Source organism: Halomonas sp. 11-S5 (assembly GCF_029889825.1).
Taxonomy (GTDB): Bacteria; Pseudomonadota; Gammaproteobacteria; order Pseudomonadales; family Halomonadaceae; genus Halomonas.
Map to the genome: position 1 here is coordinate 15,371 of NZ_JARANW010000033.1, position 18,151 is coordinate 33,521.

The following is an 18,151-nucleotide window of genomic DNA, read 5'->3' on the forward strand; positions in this document are numbered from 1 at the left end:
CTCACTGATCTGGCATCGACAGGAGCTCTCCATGCGTTGGACCCATTTGCTTGCCGTTGGCGCCCTGAGCGTCAGCCTCGCCGCCTGCACCACCTCGCCCACCGGGCGCTCGCAGCTCACCCTGATGTCCGACGAGCAGCTCGACCAGATGGGGGCCCAGGCCTTCGCCCAGTACCAGCAGGAGCTGCCGACGGTCGGCGGCGCGCCGCTGCGCTACGTGCAGTGCGTGACCGAGGCCGTGGTCCGCGCCCTGCCCCAGCAGGAACGCAACCAGAGCTGGCAGGTCAAGGTCTTCGAGTCCGAGCAGGCCAACGCCTTCGCCCTCCCCGGCGGCTACGTGGGCATCAACACCGGCCTGCTCCAGGTCGCCCGCAACCAGGACCAGCTCGCCGCGGTGATCGGCCACGAGATCGCCCACGTGCTGGCCCGCCATGCCAACGAGCGCGCCTCTACCCAGACAGCCACCCAGCTCGGCCTGTCGGTGATCTCCTCCGCTTCCGGCATGCAGGGCGCCGGCGGCGAGACCATGATGGCGGCGCTGGGCATGGGCGCCCAGTACGGCATCCTGCTGCCCTTCTCGCGGCGCCACGAGAGCGAGGCCGACACCCTGGGCCTGACCCTGATGGCCGACGCCGGCTTCGACCCGCGGGAAAGCGTTTCCCTGTGGGACAACATGGGGGCCGCCGGAGGCGGCGCCCGGCCACCGGCCTGGATGTCCACCCACCCCAGCCACGGCCAGCGCATCGGCGGCCTGGAAGCGGCCATGGGCGACGCCATGGCCCGCTACCAACAAGCCCGCAACGCCGGCCGCACGCCCCACTGCCCGCGCCCCTGAAGAAAGGTTTGTCGTGCATGCTGAAGATCGGATTGCTGCTGCTGGTACTACCCATCCTGATGCTGATGGGCGCCTACTTCATCGAACTGAGTGAGGTGCGCGACTGCCTGCTCGTTCAGGAGGGGCACTGGGATTATCGCGCGGGCGTCTGCCGCGACACCGCCCAGCCCTTCGTGCCCTGGATCGACCGCCACCCCTGGCTGGTCAACGGCGGCATGCTGACCTCGGTGGCCGGTGTGGCGCTGTGCATGGTGGGGCTTTACGTCAAGAGACGCTGACGGCGCCCTGGCAGTCGATCGCTCTTTATTAAGGTTCCTCGCAGATTAGCGTGACGATGCTTACGGCAAGATATCGGCTTGCCGCCCCAACCCCGTAGGGCCGGTAAGCGCCAGCGCACCGGGCGGATCCACGAGGCGGTGCTAGCCTCTTCGCCCGATGCGCCTCCGGCTTATCGGGCCTACATGAGAACCGAGTGTTTTCATGCGATGAACCTTTATTAAAGCGCCCGCCTGAGCCTCTCCAGCACCGGGCCGGTATCGGGGCGACTGCCACGCCACTGGAAGAAGGACTCCGCCGCTTGTTCCAGCAGCATGCCCAGGCCATCCACGGTCTTGGCGCCGCGCTCGGCGGCCCAGCGCAGGAAGACCGTGGGCGCGGCGCCGTACATCATGTCGTGGGCGGTGGCGCCCGGCGCGAAGAGCGCGTCGGGCAGCGGCGGCAGGTCACCGGCGAGGCTCGCGCTGGTGCCGTTGATCACCAGGTCGAAGGGGCCCGCCACGGCGTCGAAGCCGCCGCCGGCGATCTCGCCCAGGTCGCGGAAGTCGGCGGCCAGCGCCTCGGCCTTGGCCGCCGTGCGGTTGGCCACCAGCAGGCTCGCCGGCCCCTCCGCCAGCAGCGGCTCCAGCACACCGCGCACCGCGCCCCCGGCACCCAGCACCAGGATCCGTGCCCCAGCCAGTTCCACGCCATGGCGCTTGAGATCGCGCACCAGGCCGACCCCGTCAGTGGTATCGCCGTATGTCAGACCGTTGCCCCCCAGGATCAGGGTGTTGACCGCCCCGGCCCGACGGGCGCGCTCGCTGAGCGTGTCGCAGAGGCGGAAGGCCGCCTCCTTGAAGGGCACGGTGACGTTGGCCCCACGGCCGCCCTCGGCCACGAAGCGCCGCCAGGCGCCGGCGAAGTCGTCCAGCGGCGCCTCGATGGCGGTGTACTCGATATCGTCCCCGGTCTGCGCGGCGAAGGCGGCGTGGATGACCGGCGACTTCGAATGGCCGACCGGGTGGCCGAAGACGCAGTAGCGATCGGTCATGGTATTTTTTCTCCTTCAGAGCCATCGCGGATAGCTGTATTTTGCGGGGCTGATCCGGTGACAGGTCGTAGAGGAGGTCCTACGCCAGGGATGGCGTCGGTAGCGTACAAGGATGTATTCACAGCGCCCCCTCGGTGGTCCGACACTTCGGGACCTGTCACCGGCGCCCCTTTTCTGTCCCTCAACGATGGCCCCCATCGGTTTCTCCCAGCCAGTCGCGGGGACGCAGATAGTCGTGGTAGAGGGCCTCCTCGGGGCTGCCCGGCTCGGGGTGCCAGTCGTATTCCCAGCGCGCCAGGGGCGGCATCGACATCAGGATCGATTCGCTGCGCCCGCCGCTCTGCAGCCCGAACAGGGTGCCGCGGTCCCACACCAGATTGAACTCCACGTAGCGCCCGCGACGATAGAGTTGGAAGTCGCGCTCGCGCTCTCCGTAGGGCGTGTCGCGACGGCGCCGCACGATGGGCAGGTAGGCATCGAGGAAGGCGTCGCCCACGGCGCGCTGGAAGGCAAAGCACTGTGCGAAACCGCCTTCGTTGAGGTCGTCGAAGAAGAGTCCGCCGACGCCGCGGGTCTCGTCGCGATGCTTCAGATAGAAGTAGTCGTCGCACCACGCCTTGTAGCGCGGATAGACCTCGTCGCCGAAGGGGGCGCAGGCGTCGCGCGCCACCCGGTGCCAGTGCACCACGTCCTCATGCACCGGGTAATAGGGCGTCAGGTCGAAGCCGCCGCCAAACCACCAGACGGGGGCTTCGCCCGCCTTCTCGGCGATGAGGAAGCGCACGTTGCCGTGGCTGGTGGGCACATGGGGGTTCGCCGGGTGCAGCACCCAGGAGACCCCCAGCGCATGGAAGCTGCGCCCGACGAGCTCCGGGCGCGCCGCGGTGGCCGAGGGCGGCAGGCGTTCGCCGAACACATGGGAGAAGTTCACGCCGCCCTTCTCGAAGAGCTGGCCCCGCTCGATTACACGGGAGCGGCCGCCGCCGCCCTCATCACGCTGCCAGCTATCCTCGCGGAAGCTACCGCCATCCTCGGCGGCCAGGGCCGTGCAGAGGCGCTCCTGGAGGTCGAGCAGGTAGGTCTTGACGTCATCGAGATGGGCGTGGGCCAACGGTGCCTCCAGGGGCAAAATCGGGGAGGGTTCAGGAACGCAGTAACCGGCCGGTGACCAGGTCGCGGATGGTACTGGGACGTTCGAGGCCGCCCAACGGGGCGTCCAGGACGGCATCGAGCTCAGCGCCGAAGGCCGCCCGGACCTGCTCGGCACGCATCGCCGGCGGTTCGCCGGCCCGGTTGGCCGAGGTCGAGACCAGCGGGCCGCCGAAGGCCTCGCACAGCGCCACGACCAGCGGATGGGCGCTGACGCGCAGTGCCACCCGGTCATGGTCGCCGCGCACCAGGGCGCGGGAGCGGCCGTTGTCGGGCACCAGCCAGGTCATAGGTCCCGGCCAGCTCGCCACCAGCGGCGCATGCAGCTCGATGGGCAGCCCCTCGAGCCAGGGCGCGAACTGGCCGATGCTCGCCGCCACCAGGATCACGCCCTTGGCCGGGTCGCGCGCCTTGAGGCGCAGCAGGCGGGCCAGGGCCTGCTCGTCGTCGGGGTCGCACCCCAGCCCCCAGACGGCCTCGGTGGGGTAGGCGATCACGCCTCCCGCACGCAGGGCCACGACAGCCTCCTCAAGAGCGCTGGCCTCGATCATGGGTCTCCTCGCCTTGCCTCGACATGCCGGATGACCGGCGTCAGGGGGCATATCCTATCACGCTCCCGGCCGGGTCGGCAGGCGCACCCAGCCACCGGCGGCCTGGGTCGCGGCACCCTCCAGCTCTAGTTCGAACAGGCCGCGCTGGCAGTCGGCGACGCCGCGGCCGGTCAGGGCCACCAGGGCGTCCACCGGCGTGGGCGTGTCGCTCAGCCAGCGCAGCAGCGAATTCTCCGGCGCCTCGGCCGGCTCGGGCGCTGAAGAAACCGGAGCGGGGGCGCTAGCCACCGCCCACTGGCTGAGCTCGGCGAGGATGTCGTCCAGGTCGCGGACCAGCACGGCACCATCGCGGATGAGCTGCAGGCAGCCGCGCGCTGTCGGGTTATGGATCGAGCCGGGCAGGGCGAAGACCTCGCGGTTCTGCTCGAGGGCCAGCCGGGCACTGACCAGCGAGCCGCTGCGCTCGGCGGCCTCCACCACCAGCACGCCCAGCGAGAGGCCGGTGACGATGCGGTTGCGGCGCGGGAAGAAGCTGGCCCGTGCCCGGGTGCCCGGGGGATGCTCGGAGAGCAGCAGTCCGCCCGTCTCTTGCAGGCGCCGGTAGAGGCGATGGTGGCGCGGCGGATAGATGACGTCCACCCCGCAGCCGAGTACCGCCACGCTCGCCCCGCCGGCGTCGAGTGCCGCCTGCTGGGCGGCGGCATCGATACCCAGTGCCATGCCGCTGACCACGCACCAGCCCCGCCCGGCCAGCTCCCGGGCGAAGCCTGCGGCATTGGTGAGCCCCTCGCGGGTCGGCCGCCGCGAGCCGACCATGGCCAGCCGCGGCGGGCCAAGGGCCCCGAGGTCGCCCAGCGCCCAGAGCACCGGCGGGGGATCGGCGATCTGCACGAGTAGCCTCGGCCAGGACGGATGATCGGGGTGGAGGAGGTGCCGGCCGGGCTCGGCCGCGAGCCAGGCCTCGTCGGCCGCCAGGTCGGCGGAGAGGGGGCTGCGGGCGGGATGATCGAGCCATAGCCGCAGGGCCATGCCCGCCTCGCGCGGCAGCACGGCCAGCCAGCCGTCCGGCCAGTCAGGACGTGCCGCCACCCGTTCGGCCAGGCGCGCGGCGCCCATGCCGGGCAACCGGGCGAGAACCAGCCATTCCCGCGCCTGCACCGTCGGGCCTCGCCCTAGCGCAGCGCCGTATCCAGCAGGCGCTGCGGGCTGTGGATGCGGTCGCCCACGGAGAGGGTGCGGTTGGCCTGCATCACCAAGCCGTAGCTCATCTTCTCGTAGGGACGGAAGACCATCACCAGGCCGGCATCCTCGCCGGGCAGGCGCAGCGCCTCGCCGGTGCGCGGGTCGCTGACCAGCTCGCCGCGCTGCTCTACCCTCAGCACGTGGCCCGCCTCCAGGCCGTCGCGCCGGCCGCGGTCGAGCGCCACCACCTGCAGGCGGCCGATGAAGCGCACGCCGCCGGGCACCGCCAGGATGCGCCCCTCGATCTCCTGGTCGGGGGCCCGGGGCAGGAACTCGGTGACCAGCCGGCGATCCTCGAGCGGCAGCACGATGTCGTCGTTGCGCACCTCCTGACTGGAGGAGGTCACCTCCAGCACCGCGATATCGTCCTCCTGACGCAGGCGGCGCGCCTGGCCGACGCTCTCCAACTCGAGGCCGAGCGGCTCGCCGCTGGCGCTGTCGACATAGCGCTCGCCCACCCGGTAGAGGCCAAAGCGGCCGTCGCCCTCGACCCGGCCGCGGGCATAGAGGCGGTCACCGCCGCCGCTGACCAGGCGACCATCATCCCCGGCGACCACATAGGCCAGCTCGTCCAGCGCCTCGGGGTCGTCGATGACACGGTGCTCGCGCAGGAAGTGGCGCACGGCATCCAGGGGTATCGGCTCGATGGCCTCGCGGTGCGGGGTGGTACGGACCTCCGGCGACAGTCGGACCATGCCCTGGCCCCGCTCGAGGCCGAGACAGGGGCGCCCGTTGCAGTCATAGAGGTAGACGACGTCGCCGGGATAGATCAGGTGCGGGTTCTTGATCTGCGGGTTGACCTGCCACACCTCGGGCCACTGCCAGGGATGCCGCAGGAAACGACCGGAGATGTCCCAGAGGGTGTCACCCCTGACCACCGTATAGCGATCCGGGGCATCGCCTTTCAGGCCCTCCTCCCAGGAGAGCCCCTGGGCCTGGGCAAGCGTGGTGGCAAGGCTCAGGGCCCCACCCACCAGCAGGGTACCGAGCCCCCCCTTCAGCCGCTGGCGCCACCCCACTGCGCATCCTGTCTGTCTCATCCCTGCTCTCCCCCGCGTTGCTGGCCTCACGCCTGACGCCATGGAACGACGGCGACGTGGTATAGTCAGATGCTATTGATATGATGCACGTTCGACGCTATCGCCACCGAGCGCGTACTCCTAGAATAGTGTCATCTTGTAAATGACAGCATAACGGTGATTCCAACGCCATGGCCAAATTACCCATCCTCGAATTTCCCGACGAGCGGCTGCGCACCATCGCCACGCCGGTCGAGACGGTAGACGACGAGGTACGCCGCCTGGTCGACGACATGCTCGAGACCATGTACGACGCAAGCGGCATCGGACTGGCCGCTACCCAGGTAGACGTGCACCGCCGGGTCATCGTCATTGACGTCAGCGACGGCCAGTCGCGCCCGCTGGTGCTGATCAACCCGCAGTTCACGCCCCTCGGCGAGGAGCGTGAGCCGATGCAGGAGGGCTGCCTGTCGATCCCGGAGTACTACGCCGAGGTTCCCCGCGCCCTGAGGGTTCACCTCGAGGCCCTGGATCGTGACGGCCAGCCCTACGAGATGGAGGCCGAGGGCCTGCTCGCCCACTGCATACAGCACGAATACGATCACCTGGAAGGGGTGCTGTTCGTCGACTACCTCTCCGCGCTCAAGCGTGACCGGGTGATGAAGAAGATGCACAAGCGTCACCGGCAGATGCAACCCGCCTGACGCCTTGCCGAACCTCCCGGAGAAGGCCGACGCCGATGCGTCGGCCTTCGTCGTTTCCGGCCACCTCCGTTATCATGGAGGGCATCGCCCACTGGCAAGGTCCTGAACATGTCCCGACCCCTGCGCGTCATCTTCGCCGGCACTCCCGACTTTGCCGCCGAGAGCCTGGCGGCGCTGCTGGCGAGCCGCCACGACGTCGTCGCCGTCTATACCCAGCCCGACCGCCCGGCCGGCCGCGGCCGCAAGCTGACCCCGAGCCCCGTGAAGGCCCTCGCGCTGGAGCACGACCTGCCGGTCCATCAGCCGGCGACCCTGAAGGCGCCCGAGGGTCGGGCCGAGCTGGCGGGGCTTGAGGCCGACATCATGGTGGTGGTGGCCTACGGGCTGATCCTGCCCGGTGCCGTGCTCGAGATCCCTCCGCTGGGCTGTCTCAACGTGCATGCCTCGCTGCTGCCGCGCTGGCGCGGGGCGGCCCCCATCCAGCGGGCCATCGAGGCCGGCGACGCGGAGAGCGGCGTGACCATCATGCAGATGGACGCGGGCCTCGACACCGGCGACATGCTGCTGGTCAGGCGCACCCCGATCGCCGCCAACACCACCGGCGGCGAGCTCCACGACCGCCTGGCGCGCCTCGGCGGCCAGGCGATCGTCGAGGCCCTGGATGCGCTGGCCGGCGATGGCCTGCCCACCACGCCCCAGCCCGAGGCGGGGATCAACTATGCCGCCAAGCTCTCCAAGGCCGAGGCGGAACTCGACTTCCGCCGCCCGGCCGCCGAGCTCGCGGCGCGGATCCGCGCCTTCAACCCCTGGCCGGTGGCCTGGTGTGCCCTGGGGGACGACCGCCTGCGCCTGCTGATGGCGCGGGCCGCCTCCCCCGCCCCGGGCGAGGCCCCGATGCCGCCCGGCACCCTGCTGGCCCACGGCCCCGATGCCCTGCGCATCGCCTGCGGCGCGGCCGGCGACCAAGTGCTCGAGGTGACCCGCGCCCAGCTGCCCGGCGGCAAGCCCCTGGCGGTGAGCGAACTGCTCAAGGCCCGCGCCGAGCGCCTCGCGCCCGGCACCCGACTGGGACACACCGATGAGGAGGCCACCGCATGAGCCAGGCAACCCCCGCGCCCCGCTCCCGGGAAGGCAGTCGCGACAACGGCCTGGCGGTGCGTGCCGCCGCCGCCCGTGCCCTGGCCCCGGTGATCACCGGCAAGGGCTCGCTCACCGGCCTCGACGACCATCAGGTGGTGGCCCGTGACCGGGCCCTGTTCAAGGCGCTCTGCTACGGCACCTGCCGGACCCTGCCCCGCCTCGAGGCGCTGGCCGGCACGCTGCTGGCCAAGCCGTTCAAGGCCCGCGACGCCGACGTCCAGGCGCTGCTGCTGCTCGGTATCCACCAGCTGCTCTACCTACGCATTCCGGCCCACGCCGCGGTGGGTGAGACCGCCGGCGCCGCTCGCCTACTGGGCAAGGAGTGGGCCACCCGGGTGCTCAACGGCTGCCTGCGGCGCCTGCAGCGCGAGAGCGCCGAGCTCCAGGCCGAGGTCGACCACGACCCGGCCGTGGCGCTGCTGCATCCCCGCTGGTGGCTCAAGGCCCTGCGCCAGGCCTGGCCCGACGACTGGCGAGCCATCTGCGAAGCCAATAATATACCGGGGCCCATGACCCTGCGCATCAACCGCCGCCATGGCGACCGCGAAATGTACCTGGAACGCCTCGCCGCGGCGGGCATCGAGGCGCGTCTCTGCGCGCATGCGCCGGATGGCCTGACCCTCGAGGCGCCACGTGATGTCGAGGTGCTTCCCGGCTTCGCCGAGGGCCATGTCAGCGTCCAGGATGAGTCGGCCCAGCTTACCGCCGTGCTGCTCGGCCCGTCGCTTGCGCCGCGGCCGGGCGCTCGGGTGCTGGATGCCTGTTGCGCCCCGGGCGGAAAGACCGCACACCTGCTGGAACTGTTCGATATCGACCTGCAGGCCGTCGACAGCGATGCCGCACGCCTGGCCCGTGTCGAGGACACCCTGACACGGCTGGGGCTCGCCGCGACCCTGGCCGAGGGCGACGCCACCACCCGCGATTGGTGGGACGGCACGTTCTTCGACGCCATCCTGCTCGATGCCCCCTGCTCCGGCAGCGGCGTGATCCGCCGCCACCCCGACATCAAGCGGTTACGCCGCCCCTCGGACATCCCCAGGCTGGCCGAGCTCCAGGCCCGGCTGCTCGACAACCTGTGGCCGCTGCTGCGCCCCGGCGGCACCCTGCTCTACGCCACCTGCTCGGTGCTGCCCGAGGAGAACGCCGAGCAGATCGAGCGCTTCCTCGCCCGCACCCCGGAAGCAGTGGTGACCACCCCGGCCGACATGGCCTGGGGCCGCGCCGCGGGCACCGGGCGGCAATTGCTGCCGCAGCCCGACAGCCACGATGGCTTCTTCTATGCCAGACTGGAGAAGCATCCCGCCTGAGGGCGGGCTGTCCGTTCCACGACACTGGAGGTCCCATGAGCCACCACACCTACAAGCACATCGAGCTGACGGGCTCCTCGGAGAAAAACATCGAGGACGCCATCCAGAGCGCCCTGACCAAGGCCGCCGAGAGCCTGCATGGCATGCGCTGGTTCGAGGTCATGGACACCCGCGGCCATATCGAGGACGGGCGGGTCGCCCACTGGCAGGTCACCATCAGGGTCGGGTTCACCCTGGACTGAACCACGCCGCGACCTGTTCTTCTCACGGCAGCTGGTTTAGGCTTGCCTCGCCATGTTGCGGCGCACCAGGTGCGCCGCCCTCGATCCCCCGCGGTCTGACCGGAGCGGACAACAACGACCATGAAGATCATCATCCTTGGCGCCGGCCAGGTCGGCGGCACCCTTGCCGAGCACTTGGCCCGGGAGGAGAACGACATCACGGTGGTGGACACCGACAACGAGCGCCTGCGCGAGCTGCATACCCGCCTGGACATCCGCACGGTGTCGGGGGCCGGCTCCTACCCCATGGTGCTGCGCCAGGCCGGCTGCGAGGACGCCGACATGCTGATCGCGGTGACCAACTCCGACGAAGTCAACATGATCGCCTGCCAGGTGGCGCACACCCTGTTCCGCACGCCGACCAAGATCGCCCGGGTGCGAGCCACCGCCTACCTGACCCGCAAGGGGCTGTTCGCCCACGAGGCGGTGCCCATTGACGTGCTGATCAGCCCCGAGCAGGTGGTCACCGACCATATCCGCCGGCTGATCGAACACCCCGGCGCCCTGCAGGTGCTGGAGTTCGCCGGTGGCCTGGTGCAACTGGTGGCGGTGAGGGCCTTCTACGGTGGCCCGCTGGTCGGCCAGGAGCTGGGCTTCCTGCGCCGCCACATGCCCAGCGTGGACACCCGGGTGGCGGCCATCTATCGGAAGGACCGGCCGATCATCCCGCGCGGCGACACCGTGATCGAGGCCGACGACGAGGTGTTCTTCATCGCCGCCCGCCGCGATATCCGCGCGGTAATGAGCGAGCTGCGCCGCCTCGACCGCGACTTCCGCCGGGTGATGATCGCCGGCGGCGGCAACATCGGCGAGCGCCTGGCCGAGCACCTGGAGCACAGCCACCAGGTCAAGATCATCGAGCACAACCTCGAGCGCTGCACCCAGCTCTCCGAACGCCTCGACCGCACCGTGGTGCTGCACGGCAGCGCCACCGCCAAGCGGCTGCTGGAAGAGGAGAACATCGAGGATTGCGACATCTTCTGCGCGCTGACCAACGACGACGAGGTCAACATCATGTCGTCGATGCTGGCCAAGCGCATGGGGGCCAAGAAGGTGCTGACGCTGATCAACAACGCCGCCTACGTCGACCTGGTGCAGGGGGGCGAGATCGATATCGCCATCTCACCGCAGCAGGCGACCATCGGCAGCCTGCTGACCCACGTGCGACGCGGCGACATCGTCAATGTCCACTCGCTGCGCCGCGGCGCGGCCGAGGCCATCGAGGCCATCGCCCACGGCGACACCCAGTCGTCAAAGGTGGTGGGACGCGCCATCGGCGAAATCGATCTGCCCCAGGGCACCACCATCGGCGCCGTGGTGCGCGGCAAGGAGGTGCTGATCGCCCATGACAACGTGGTAGTAAGGTCGGGCGACCATGTCATCCTGTTCGTGATCGACAAGCGCCGCCTCCGTGATGTGGAGCGGCTGTTCCAGGTGGGTTTGACCTTTTTCTAACCGTCGCAGCCCCAGCGTCTCCGTCAGGAAGGCGGCCATCGCCGCGCCACCCGCGAGACGCTGCTGGGGCAAGGGACTCACAGTGAACCTAGCAGGGACCGTCATGCGCTTATCGATGACACGACGTCTAGCCAATGGTCAGCAAGGGCGGCAACCATGACCGGCGTGGTCAACAGGGCAATCAGTGCGCGCTTGCGACATTGGGCGCCTATCTTCAAGGTATTGTCGCTACTCTGGCTGGTGCTGGCCGTTTTCATGGCCGTTCCCTGGCTCATCCTGCTCATCGAGCAAGACCCCGATGCCAAGGCCTTTGGCCTCTCGATCCTCATCGTACTGGGCGCGGTAGCCTTCACCTGGCTGACCACCCAGCAGGTGGAGATCGCCCTGAAACCCTGGCAGATGTTCGTCATCACCACCCTGAGCTGGGTCACCATCTGTGGCTTCGCCAGCCTTCCCCTGGCCCTGGGCGCGCCTCAACTGTCGGTGACCAATGCCGTCTTCGAGTCGGTCTCCGCCATCACCACCACCGGCTCGACCATCCTCAGCGGCATCGAGAACCTCTCCGATGGCTTGAAGCTATGGCGGGGGATCATGCAGTGGCTGGGCGGCATCGGCATCATCGTCATGGGTATCGCCATCCTGCCGTTTCTCAAGGTGGGGGGGATGCGTCTGTTCCATACCGAGTCGTCGGACTGGTCCGACAAGGTGATGCCACGCACCGGGGGCATCGCCAAGGCGACCCTGACCATCTACTGCAGCTTCACCCTGATCGCCATGGTCAGCTACTGGCTGGGCGGCATGGCGCCCCTGGATGCCGTCGTGCATGCCATGACCTCGCTTGCCACTGGCGGGTTCGCCAACACCGATGCGTCCTTCGGCGCCTATGCCGACACGCTCCATCTGCTGTGGTTCGCCTCCCTGTTCATGCTCATGGGCGCCCTGCCGTTCGTGCTCTATATCCGTGTCTTGCGGGGCGTTCACGGGGCCCTCTGGCGTGACCAGCAAGTCCAGGGGTTGCTGCTGATGTTGCTGATCGTGATTCTCGGGCTCACTTTATGGCGGATCTGGCAGGGCACGGCAGCCCTCGAGGCCCTGACCCACGTGACCTTCAACGTCATTTCCGTGGTCACCACCACCGGCTACGCCTCGGACGACTACACCACCTGGGGCAACATGGCGATCGTGGCGTTTTTCTACTTGACCTTCGTCGGGGGTTGCTCGGGCTCGACCAGCGGAGGCATGAAGATCTTCCGCTTCCAGGTCGCGGCCATCATGCTGCGCAACCAGTTGCGCTTCCTGGTGCATGCCAATGGGGTCTTTGCCTCCCGCTACAACGGTCAACCGCTGACCGATGACGTCACGCGCGGTGTGGTGGCCTTTTCCTTCTTCTTCTTCCTGACCATCGCGGGTGTCGCGCTGGGCCTCTCGCTGATGGGCCTGGACATTGTCACGGCGCTCTCCGGTGCCGCCACCTCGGTCGCCAATGTCGGCCCCGGACTGGGTGACACCATCGGCCCCGCCGGCAATTTCTCCAGCCTGCCGGACGCTGCCAAGTGGCTGTTGAGCCTTGCCATGCTGATGGGGCGCCTGGAAATCCTCACGGTGCTGGTGCTATTCACGCCGATGTTCTGGCGCAAATGACGGCGGTGGCACACCGCACCGATGAATGACACTCCTTTTCCTTCGATCCGAGCCGACATGACCGATACCCAGGCCCCCGAAACCTCATCCCCCCCGAACAGCGACATGCCTAGCGGCCCGCGACGGGTGCTGCAGGTGGGTGAGACCCGCTATACGCTGCTGGGCACGGCCCATGTCTCCGCCGAGAGCGCCGCGGACGTGCGCGCGCTGATCCGTTCCGGCGAGTTCGATGCCGTGGCGATCGAGCTATGCGATTCGCGCCACCACAGCCTCACCAATCCCGATGCCCTGGGTGAACAGGACCTGTTCCAGATCTTCCGTCAGGGCAAGGCCGGCATGGTGGCCGCCAGCCTGGCGCTGGGGGCCTTCCAGCAGCGCGTCGCCGAGCAGTCGGGCATCGAGCCCGGTGCCGAGATGCGCGCCGCCCTGGAGGAGAGCCGTGACGCCAGCCTGCCGCTGCTGTTGATCGACCGCGACGTGGGCATCACCCTCAAGCGCATCTATCACAACGTGCCCTGGTGGCAACGCTTCTCGCTGTTCTCGGGGCTGCTCGGCAGCGTGCTGTCGCGCCAGCAGGTCTCCGCCGAGGAGATCGAGCGGCTCAAGGAGGGTGACGTCCTGGAGTCCACCTTCAGCGAGTTCGCCGCCGAGTCGGCATCTCTCTACACGCCGCTGATCAGCGAACGGGACCGCTACATGGTGCTGCGCCTGGCCCAGGACGCCGCCCCCGGACGCTATCGCCACGTGCTGGTGGTGATCGGCGCCGGCCACATGAAGGGCATGGCCGAACAGCTGGAGCAGCCGCTGCCTGACGACCCCGCCCCGGAGCGCGAGCGTCTCGAGGTCACTCCGCCGCCGTCGCGGCTGTGGCGGGCACTGCCCTGGCTGGTCACGCTGCTGGTGCTGACCGGCTTCGCCATCGGCTTCTCGCGCAATACCGAGCTGGGCTGGCAGCTGGTGGGGGAGTGGTTCCTGATCAACGGCGTGCTCTCCGGGGCGGCCACCCTGGCGGCCCTCGCCCACCCGGTCACGGTGGCGGCCACCTTCGTCGCCGCCCCGCTCACCTCGCTCAACCCCACCATCGGTGCCGGCTTCGTTGCCGCCGGGGTGGAACTGTGGATGCGCAAGCCCAAGGTGCGGGACTTCTCGACCCTGCGCCACGACGTCACCGAGCTCAAGGGCTGGTGGCGCAACCGGGTCTCGCGCACCCTGCTGGTCTTCCTGACCGCCACCCTCGGCTCCGCCGCCGGGACCTGGATCGCCGGCTTCCGCATCGCCGGGGCGCTGTTCGGCGGCTGATTCAGACTTCTCTGCCAGGCTCACGTCGCATCAGCAATCGCCACATCGCCGCCGTCGGTGCCTCGAGCTTCTCGTGGCCCCGGCTGGCGGCGTAGCTGTCGTTGAAGGCATCGAAATAGTCGTCGAGCACCTCGGCCGCCTGGGCGTCTCCGGCCTGGCGCAGGAGTTCGATAGCCACCTCGGCGGTACAGAGGTGGGCGGCGGAGGCCGGCTTGCGCAGCCGATAGCGGGTCAACCGCTCGGTGGCCAGGGGCAGCACCGGCAGCCGGTCGAGGTAGGGGCTCTTGCGGAAGATCCGCCGGGCCTGGCGCCAAGTGCCGTCGAGGATGATGAAGACCGGTATCCGCCCCCCTTGCTGACGCTCGGCCACGCTCTCCATGCTCACCACCCGGTCGGCATAGTCCGGCTGGTCGTCGGGAAAGATCACGAAGGGCGCGTAGCGACTGTCGGCGAGCAGGGCCAGCAGCCGCTCGTCCGGTACCGTGCGATACCAGGTGAAGACCTCGGTGTCGGGCAAGACGTCACCGATCAGCCGTCCGGTATTGGTAGGCTTAAAGTGTTCCAGGGGGTGGGTGAGCAGCCACACCCTGGCCTCGCTCGTGGCGGTGACCCGGTAGGGGCAGAGGCAGTTGAGCTGCGGCAGGTGGCAGCCCCCGCAGCGGGTGACGAAACTGCCCCGCGCCTTGAACTCGCGGCGCGGCGGCCGCGGATGACCGGTGGCGGGGTCACTGGAGAGACCTGTGGCGGGGTCGCGCTCGATGAGGGCGTCGTGGAAGGTGTCGTCCTGCATGGTGGCGTGGTCCCGGAGCCGGAAGGGGCGGCATTCTAGCATGGGCCTCGCGCGCCTTGCTGCCGACCCCCTCTACTCGAGTACCGTCTCCGGCAGCCAGAGCCGGCCCTCGCGCAGCCAGTGCCGAGTCAGCGCCGGCACGCCCTTGCCGGCCGGCTGGCCGAGGGGGGTGACGCCCGGCGGGGCCAGGGCATCGGCCTCGGGGTCGACCAGCACGCAGGGCGCGTCCAGCGGGGTATGGTCGAGCAAGGAGGCGGCCGGCATCACCGCAAGCGACGTACCGACCACCAGCAGCAGGTCCGCCTCGGCGGCGATCTCGCAGGCATCCGCAAAATGTGGCACGGCCTCGCCGAACCACACCACGTCGGGGCGCAGCTGACTGCCCTTGTCGCAGAGGTCCCCCAGGCGGATGCCCCCGCGGGGCAGCGGGTAGTGCATGCGCGGGTCGACCGAGGAGCGCGCCTTGAGGATCTCGCCATGCAGGTGCAACACCTGGCGTGACCCGGCGCGCTCGTGCAGGTCATCGATGTTCTGGGTGATGATGCTGACCCGAAAGCCCTGCTTCTCCAGCGCCGCCAGGGCCTTGTGGGCGGCGTTGGGGCGGGCCCGGCGCACCTGGTCGCGGCGCTGGTCGTAGAAGCGCAGCACCCGCGCAGGGTCCTGCCGCCAGGCGCCGGGCGTGGCGACATCCTCGATGGCATGATCGGCCCACAGACCATCGCTGGCGCGGAAGGTCTGGATGCCGCTCTCGGCACTGATCCCCGCCCCGGTGAATACCACCAGATGCGGCGCGCGCTGCTTCACCATTCATCACCTCTCGCCAGCCGGGCGCCAGCGACTCACTTTTCAGAACTTGCCACTGCCTGAAATTACCACTCCGGGCCCCGGGGCGACCAGGAAGAGCACCGCCCTGCCGTTTTGCCATTCGAGCGACCTGCGCCTGAAATCCCGCCTTCACCCTTCGCCGTTACCGATCCTATCGTCAGCGAGTTTGACACTCAGGAACAGGCGGATAGCTACGATCGCTGGTTCCGCGAGCAGATCCGTGAACCCCCGAGGCCCTCGATCCCTCACGACGACGTGATGGCCGAGATGCGTGAGCTGATCGCTGCCAAGCGCCGGCATGTTGCCGGTTGAGTGGCGCCCCAAGGCTCGCCAGTCACTGTGGGCCATCCTCGATTACCTCGGCGAACGCAACCCCTACGCTGCTGAGACTCTTATAAGTGCCTATGCACTTATCGGCCAGAAGCGGACGATCAGGCGAGCCTGACGCCGCAAATCACCGGGGGCAAAAAGCAAAGCGACGATGGAGCGGCGCTTTTTGACGTCCGAGTGCATGCGATTGTTACACACGTGGCTAATGAAGTTCACTGAAAATATCAGGATGCTGCTCAGCTATTCTCATCAACGCTAGAGCGGGGCCTTGAGGGTCCCGCCGTCCTTGCTCCCAGTCTTGCAGTGTACGGACACTCACGCCCATCAGCCCCGCAAACGCAGACTGAGACAGCTTCAATTTCAGCCGAATTTCCTGGGGAGGTGAAGGCGGCGTCAGCTCAGTAGAGCGTAGCTTCAATTTGCCTTTGTTGTGTTGCTGGATGTCCCGGATACCTTCCAGGATTTCACTACCAATATTTCGCTTACTCATTTTTCAATGCCTCTGCTATCTGTTTGAGCATGTGGCCTGGTATAGAGTCCTGTTCAGACTTTTGATAGAGCGTAAGAAACCATATTTGGTGGTGAGATTTCTTCCAGAAGTAAATGATTCGTACGCCACCACTCTTCCCAGAGCCGGATATTGCCCATCGAACCTTTCTCACGCCACCGGAGTCACGAATCAGGTCTCCAGCGTCAGGGGATTTGAGCAAATACGCCTGCAACCCCCGGTATTCCTCGTCCGTGAGGTATTTTGGCAACAGCTTCGCGAAAAGGCTCGCTTCTATAAAGACCATTGATGAATTATACGGCAATGCCGTACCCCTGTCAAGGAGCGTACAATAGGGTGTAACGCCCGGCTCACGCGCCGGTTTGGAGCCGCAGAGCGGCGAAAAATCGGTCGCTTTGCAGCCGATTGTTAAATCCTTTCGCGTACGGTATCCTGAGCATGGTCAACATCCTGTACAGGAGCAACCTCGTGGATGCCATTAGCTACACAGCCGCTAGAACCAATCTAGCAAAAACCATGGAGCAGGTCTGTGAAGACCATTCTCCCGTGATCATCACCCGGAGCAAATCACAGTCCGTGGTCATGATTTCTCTTGAGGACTACGAGGCGTTGCAAGAGACCGCCTACCTCCTGCGCGCACCAAAGAACGCCCGTCGTTTGCTGGAATCCGTTGCCGAGCTAGAGCAAGGCGGCGGTCAAGAAAAGGAACTTCTTGAATGAAACTCATCTTTTCCGAGAACGCCTGGGAAGACTATCTGTACTGGCAGAAAACTGACAAAAAGATTCTTAACCGAATCAACAAGCTGATAAAAGAGACCAAGCGAGAACCGTTCGAAGGTGTTGGCAAACCAGAGCCCCTCAAACATAGTCTCGCCGGGTACTGGTCTCGCCGGATCAATGAAGAACACCGAATAGTTTACAAGGTCACGGATGACGCTTTGCTTATCGCCCAGCTTCGGTATCACTACTGATTTAACTGTTCAGCATTTCTTCGCCGTGCGGAGCATGGCGTATAAATGCCTGTTGGACTAAGCCGCCCATCAGACTGCTACACAGCTTCTATAGGGTATTGTATTGGCCGGTGTGCGGCCTGAGACGTCAGGTCGCGCGCAGTCGGATCTGTTGTGACGCGTTCGGGCCGTGATGTTGGCCATGATCCCAGTTCCCTCCGGGCCCAATTTGCCCCAACGTAGCGCGCCTGCTGGTCAAAATCCATCACCGGGACGAGCGCCGCCGCGACCCGCGAGCGGGCCGGATCGACGAGTCCGTTGTGTGAGTAGCGCGTCAGCTCATGCTCGATAGCGTTGCTCCCTGTGGTTGGGTGGTCGGCCGCGTGTGGGTCGCCGGGGTGTAAGGGTTCCGATCACCCGCAGTGTCGGTTGCCTGCAGTGCGGGCAGGTGTAGGTCGGCTCCGGGTCGCTGGCGGCCGTATCGGCATCCGGTGCCGTCTCGACGACCGCCAGCGCTTGGCGGATCTGTGCCAGGCGTCGTCGCCGGCAGCGATTGGCCAGAAAGCCGTAGTGTCGGACCCGCATCAGCCCCTTGGGCAGGATGTGGAGCAGGAAGCGGCGCACGAACTCCTCGCCATCCAGGGCGAGCCGTTTGTGTCGGTCACGGTCGCGATAGTCCTTGTAGCGCAGGGTCACCTCTGAGGGATCCCCACGAAATAGATAAGAAAATCAGGATGATATGATTGAAAAGACCTGCATGGGTCGGCATGTTGTTAATTGCGAAACAAACAATATGCCTAAGGAGACCCATGCAGG

The 18,151-nt window shown here is 67.3% G+C and carries 21 protein-coding genes and 1 pseudogene; 12 read left to right on the forward strand and 10 right to left on the reverse strand.

The window, feature by feature from the left end:
- Window positions 1-31 precede the first annotated feature (31 nt).
- Entirely contained in the window at window positions 32-835 is an 804-nt protein-coding gene (locus OP497_RS16215; protein WP_280550269.1) for a M48 family metallopeptidase, read from the forward strand.
- A gap of 17 nt (window positions 836-852) precedes the next feature.
- Window positions 853-1,113 (forward strand): hypothetical protein, encoded by a 261-nt coding sequence (locus OP497_RS16220; RefSeq protein WP_280550271.1) that lies wholly within the window; start codon window positions 853-855, stop codon window positions 1,111-1,113.
- 218 nt (window positions 1,114-1,331) lie between these two features.
- Here the strand turns inward: OP497_RS16220 and aroE are convergent, their stop codons facing one another.
- The 5 genes from aroE to OP497_RS16245 all read right to left on the reverse strand — a co-directional run bounded on the left by aroE (window position 1,332) and on the right by OP497_RS16245 (window position 6,126).
- Window positions 1,332-2,144, reverse strand: coding sequence for a shikimate dehydrogenase (aroE, locus tag OP497_RS16225; protein ID WP_280550277.1), 813 nt, complete (start codon window positions 2,142-2,144; stop codon window positions 1,332-1,334).
- A gap of 181 nt (window positions 2,145-2,325) precedes the next feature.
- Window positions 2,326-3,255 carry an oxygen-dependent coproporphyrinogen oxidase gene (gene hemF / locus OP497_RS16230; RefSeq protein WP_280550278.1) on the reverse strand — a complete coding sequence of 310 codons (930 nt, stop codon included), beginning with the start codon at window positions 3,253-3,255 and terminating at the stop codon, window positions 2,326-2,328.
- Window positions 3,256-3,286: 31 nt separating this feature from the next.
- Window positions 3,287-3,844 (reverse strand): Sua5/YciO/YrdC/YwlC family protein, encoded by a 558-nt coding sequence (locus OP497_RS16235; RefSeq protein WP_280550280.1) that lies wholly within the window; start codon window positions 3,842-3,844, stop codon window positions 3,287-3,289.
- Between the two features lie 57 nt (window positions 3,845-3,901).
- A complete protein-coding gene (dprA, locus tag OP497_RS16240; protein WP_280550285.1) occupies window positions 3,902-5,002 on the reverse strand; it encodes a DNA-processing protein DprA in 1,101 nt (366 codons plus the stop codon).
- Window positions 5,003-5,016: 14 nt separating this feature from the next.
- On the reverse strand, window positions 5,017-6,126 hold the full coding sequence (locus tag OP497_RS16245) for a LysM domain-containing protein (protein WP_280550287.1): 1,110 nt from the start codon (window positions 6,124-6,126) through the stop codon (window positions 5,017-5,019).
- Window positions 6,127-6,296: 170 nt separating this feature from the next.
- On the opposite strand from OP497_RS16245, the gene def reads away from it, so the two are divergent.
- From def to OP497_RS16280, 7 genes are all read left to right on the forward strand, one after another.
- Window positions 6,297-6,809, forward strand: a complete 513-nt coding sequence (gene def, locus OP497_RS16250) for a peptide deformylase (protein ID WP_280550289.1) — start codon at window positions 6,297-6,299, stop codon at window positions 6,807-6,809.
- A 108-nt stretch (window positions 6,810-6,917) separates the two neighbouring features.
- A complete protein-coding gene (fmt, locus tag OP497_RS16255; RefSeq protein WP_280550292.1) occupies window positions 6,918-7,907 on the forward strand; it encodes a methionyl-tRNA formyltransferase in 990 nt (329 codons plus the stop codon).
- Window positions 7,904-9,256, forward strand: coding sequence for a 16S rRNA (cytosine(967)-C(5))-methyltransferase RsmB (rsmB, locus tag OP497_RS16260; protein WP_280550297.1), 1,353 nt, complete (start codon window positions 7,904-7,906; stop codon window positions 9,254-9,256). The genes fmt and rsmB overlap by 4 nt, the downstream gene beginning before the upstream one ends.
- Window positions 9,257-9,291: 35 nt before the next feature.
- The gene (locus OP497_RS16265) at window positions 9,292-9,498 is read left to right on the forward strand and encodes a dodecin (RefSeq protein WP_280550299.1); all 207 of its coding nucleotides are present in this window, start codon (window positions 9,292-9,294) and stop codon (window positions 9,496-9,498) included.
- A 120-nt stretch (window positions 9,499-9,618) separates the two neighbouring features.
- A complete protein-coding gene (gene trkA / locus OP497_RS16270; protein ID WP_280550306.1) occupies window positions 9,619-10,992 on the forward strand; it encodes a Trk system potassium transporter TrkA in 1,374 nt (457 codons plus the stop codon).
- A 156-nt stretch (window positions 10,993-11,148) separates the two neighbouring features.
- On the forward strand, window positions 11,149-12,633 hold the full coding sequence (locus OP497_RS16275; protein WP_280550310.1) for a TrkH family potassium uptake protein: 1,485 nt from the start codon (window positions 11,149-11,151) through the stop codon (window positions 12,631-12,633).
- 57 nt (window positions 12,634-12,690) lie between these two features.
- Window positions 12,691-13,932 carry a TraB/GumN family protein gene (locus tag OP497_RS16280; RefSeq protein WP_280550313.1) on the forward strand — a complete coding sequence of 414 codons (1,242 nt, stop codon included), beginning with the start codon at window positions 12,691-12,693 and terminating at the stop codon, window positions 13,930-13,932.
- Window position 13,933: 1 nt separating this feature from the next.
- Here the strand turns inward: OP497_RS16280 and OP497_RS16285 are convergent, their stop codons facing one another.
- Both OP497_RS16285 and OP497_RS16290 read right to left on the reverse strand, forming a co-directional pair.
- Complete coding sequence (locus tag OP497_RS16285; RefSeq protein WP_280550341.1) at window positions 13,934-14,722, reverse strand: DTW domain-containing protein; 789 nt, start codon at window positions 14,720-14,722, stop codon at window positions 13,934-13,936.
- 72 nt (window positions 14,723-14,794) lie between these two features.
- Window positions 14,795-15,529: a Sir2 family NAD-dependent protein deacetylase gene (locus OP497_RS16290; protein ID WP_280550315.1), complete on the reverse strand. Its 735-nt coding sequence runs from the start codon at window positions 15,527-15,529 to the stop codon at window positions 14,795-14,797.
- A gap of 111 nt (window positions 15,530-15,640) precedes the next feature.
- Here OP497_RS16290 and OP497_RS17545 point away from each other — a divergent pair, with 111 nt between their 5' ends.
- On the forward strand, window positions 15,641-15,859 hold the full coding sequence (locus OP497_RS17545) for a stability determinant (RefSeq protein ID WP_348533132.1): 219 nt from the start codon (window positions 15,641-15,643) through the stop codon (window positions 15,857-15,859).
- 220 nt (window positions 15,860-16,079) lie between these two features.
- On the opposite strand, the gene OP497_RS16295 is transcribed toward OP497_RS17545, so the two are convergent.
- Both OP497_RS16295 and OP497_RS16300 read right to left on the reverse strand, forming a co-directional pair.
- Window positions 16,080-16,367, reverse strand: coding sequence for a helix-turn-helix domain-containing protein (locus tag OP497_RS16295; protein WP_280550317.1), 288 nt, complete (start codon window positions 16,365-16,367; stop codon window positions 16,080-16,082).
- Window positions 16,360-16,671 carry a type II toxin-antitoxin system RelE/ParE family toxin gene (locus OP497_RS16300; protein ID WP_280550343.1) on the reverse strand — a complete coding sequence of 104 codons (312 nt, stop codon included), beginning with the start codon at window positions 16,669-16,671 and terminating at the stop codon, window positions 16,360-16,362. Before OP497_RS16300 ends, OP497_RS16295 begins: the two co-directional genes overlap by 8 nt.
- A 182-nt stretch (window positions 16,672-16,853) precedes the next feature.
- On the opposite strand from OP497_RS16300, the gene OP497_RS16305 reads away from it, so the two are divergent.
- On the forward strand, window positions 16,854-17,105 hold the full coding sequence (locus OP497_RS16305; protein WP_012137510.1) for a type II toxin-antitoxin system prevent-host-death family antitoxin: 252 nt from the start codon (window positions 16,854-16,856) through the stop codon (window positions 17,103-17,105).
- Window positions 17,102-17,356 (forward strand): Txe/YoeB family addiction module toxin, encoded by a 255-nt coding sequence (locus OP497_RS16310; protein WP_008938367.1) that lies wholly within the window; start codon window positions 17,102-17,104, stop codon window positions 17,354-17,356. Before OP497_RS16305 ends, OP497_RS16310 begins: the two co-directional genes overlap by 4 nt.
- 522 nt (window positions 17,357-17,878) lie before the next feature.
- Here OP497_RS16310 and OP497_RS16315 read toward each other — a convergent pair.
- Window positions 17,879-18,034 (reverse strand): annotated as a pseudogene (locus OP497_RS16315) (transposase); the annotation flags it as partial.
- Between the last annotated feature and the right edge of the window lie 117 nt (window positions 18,035-18,151).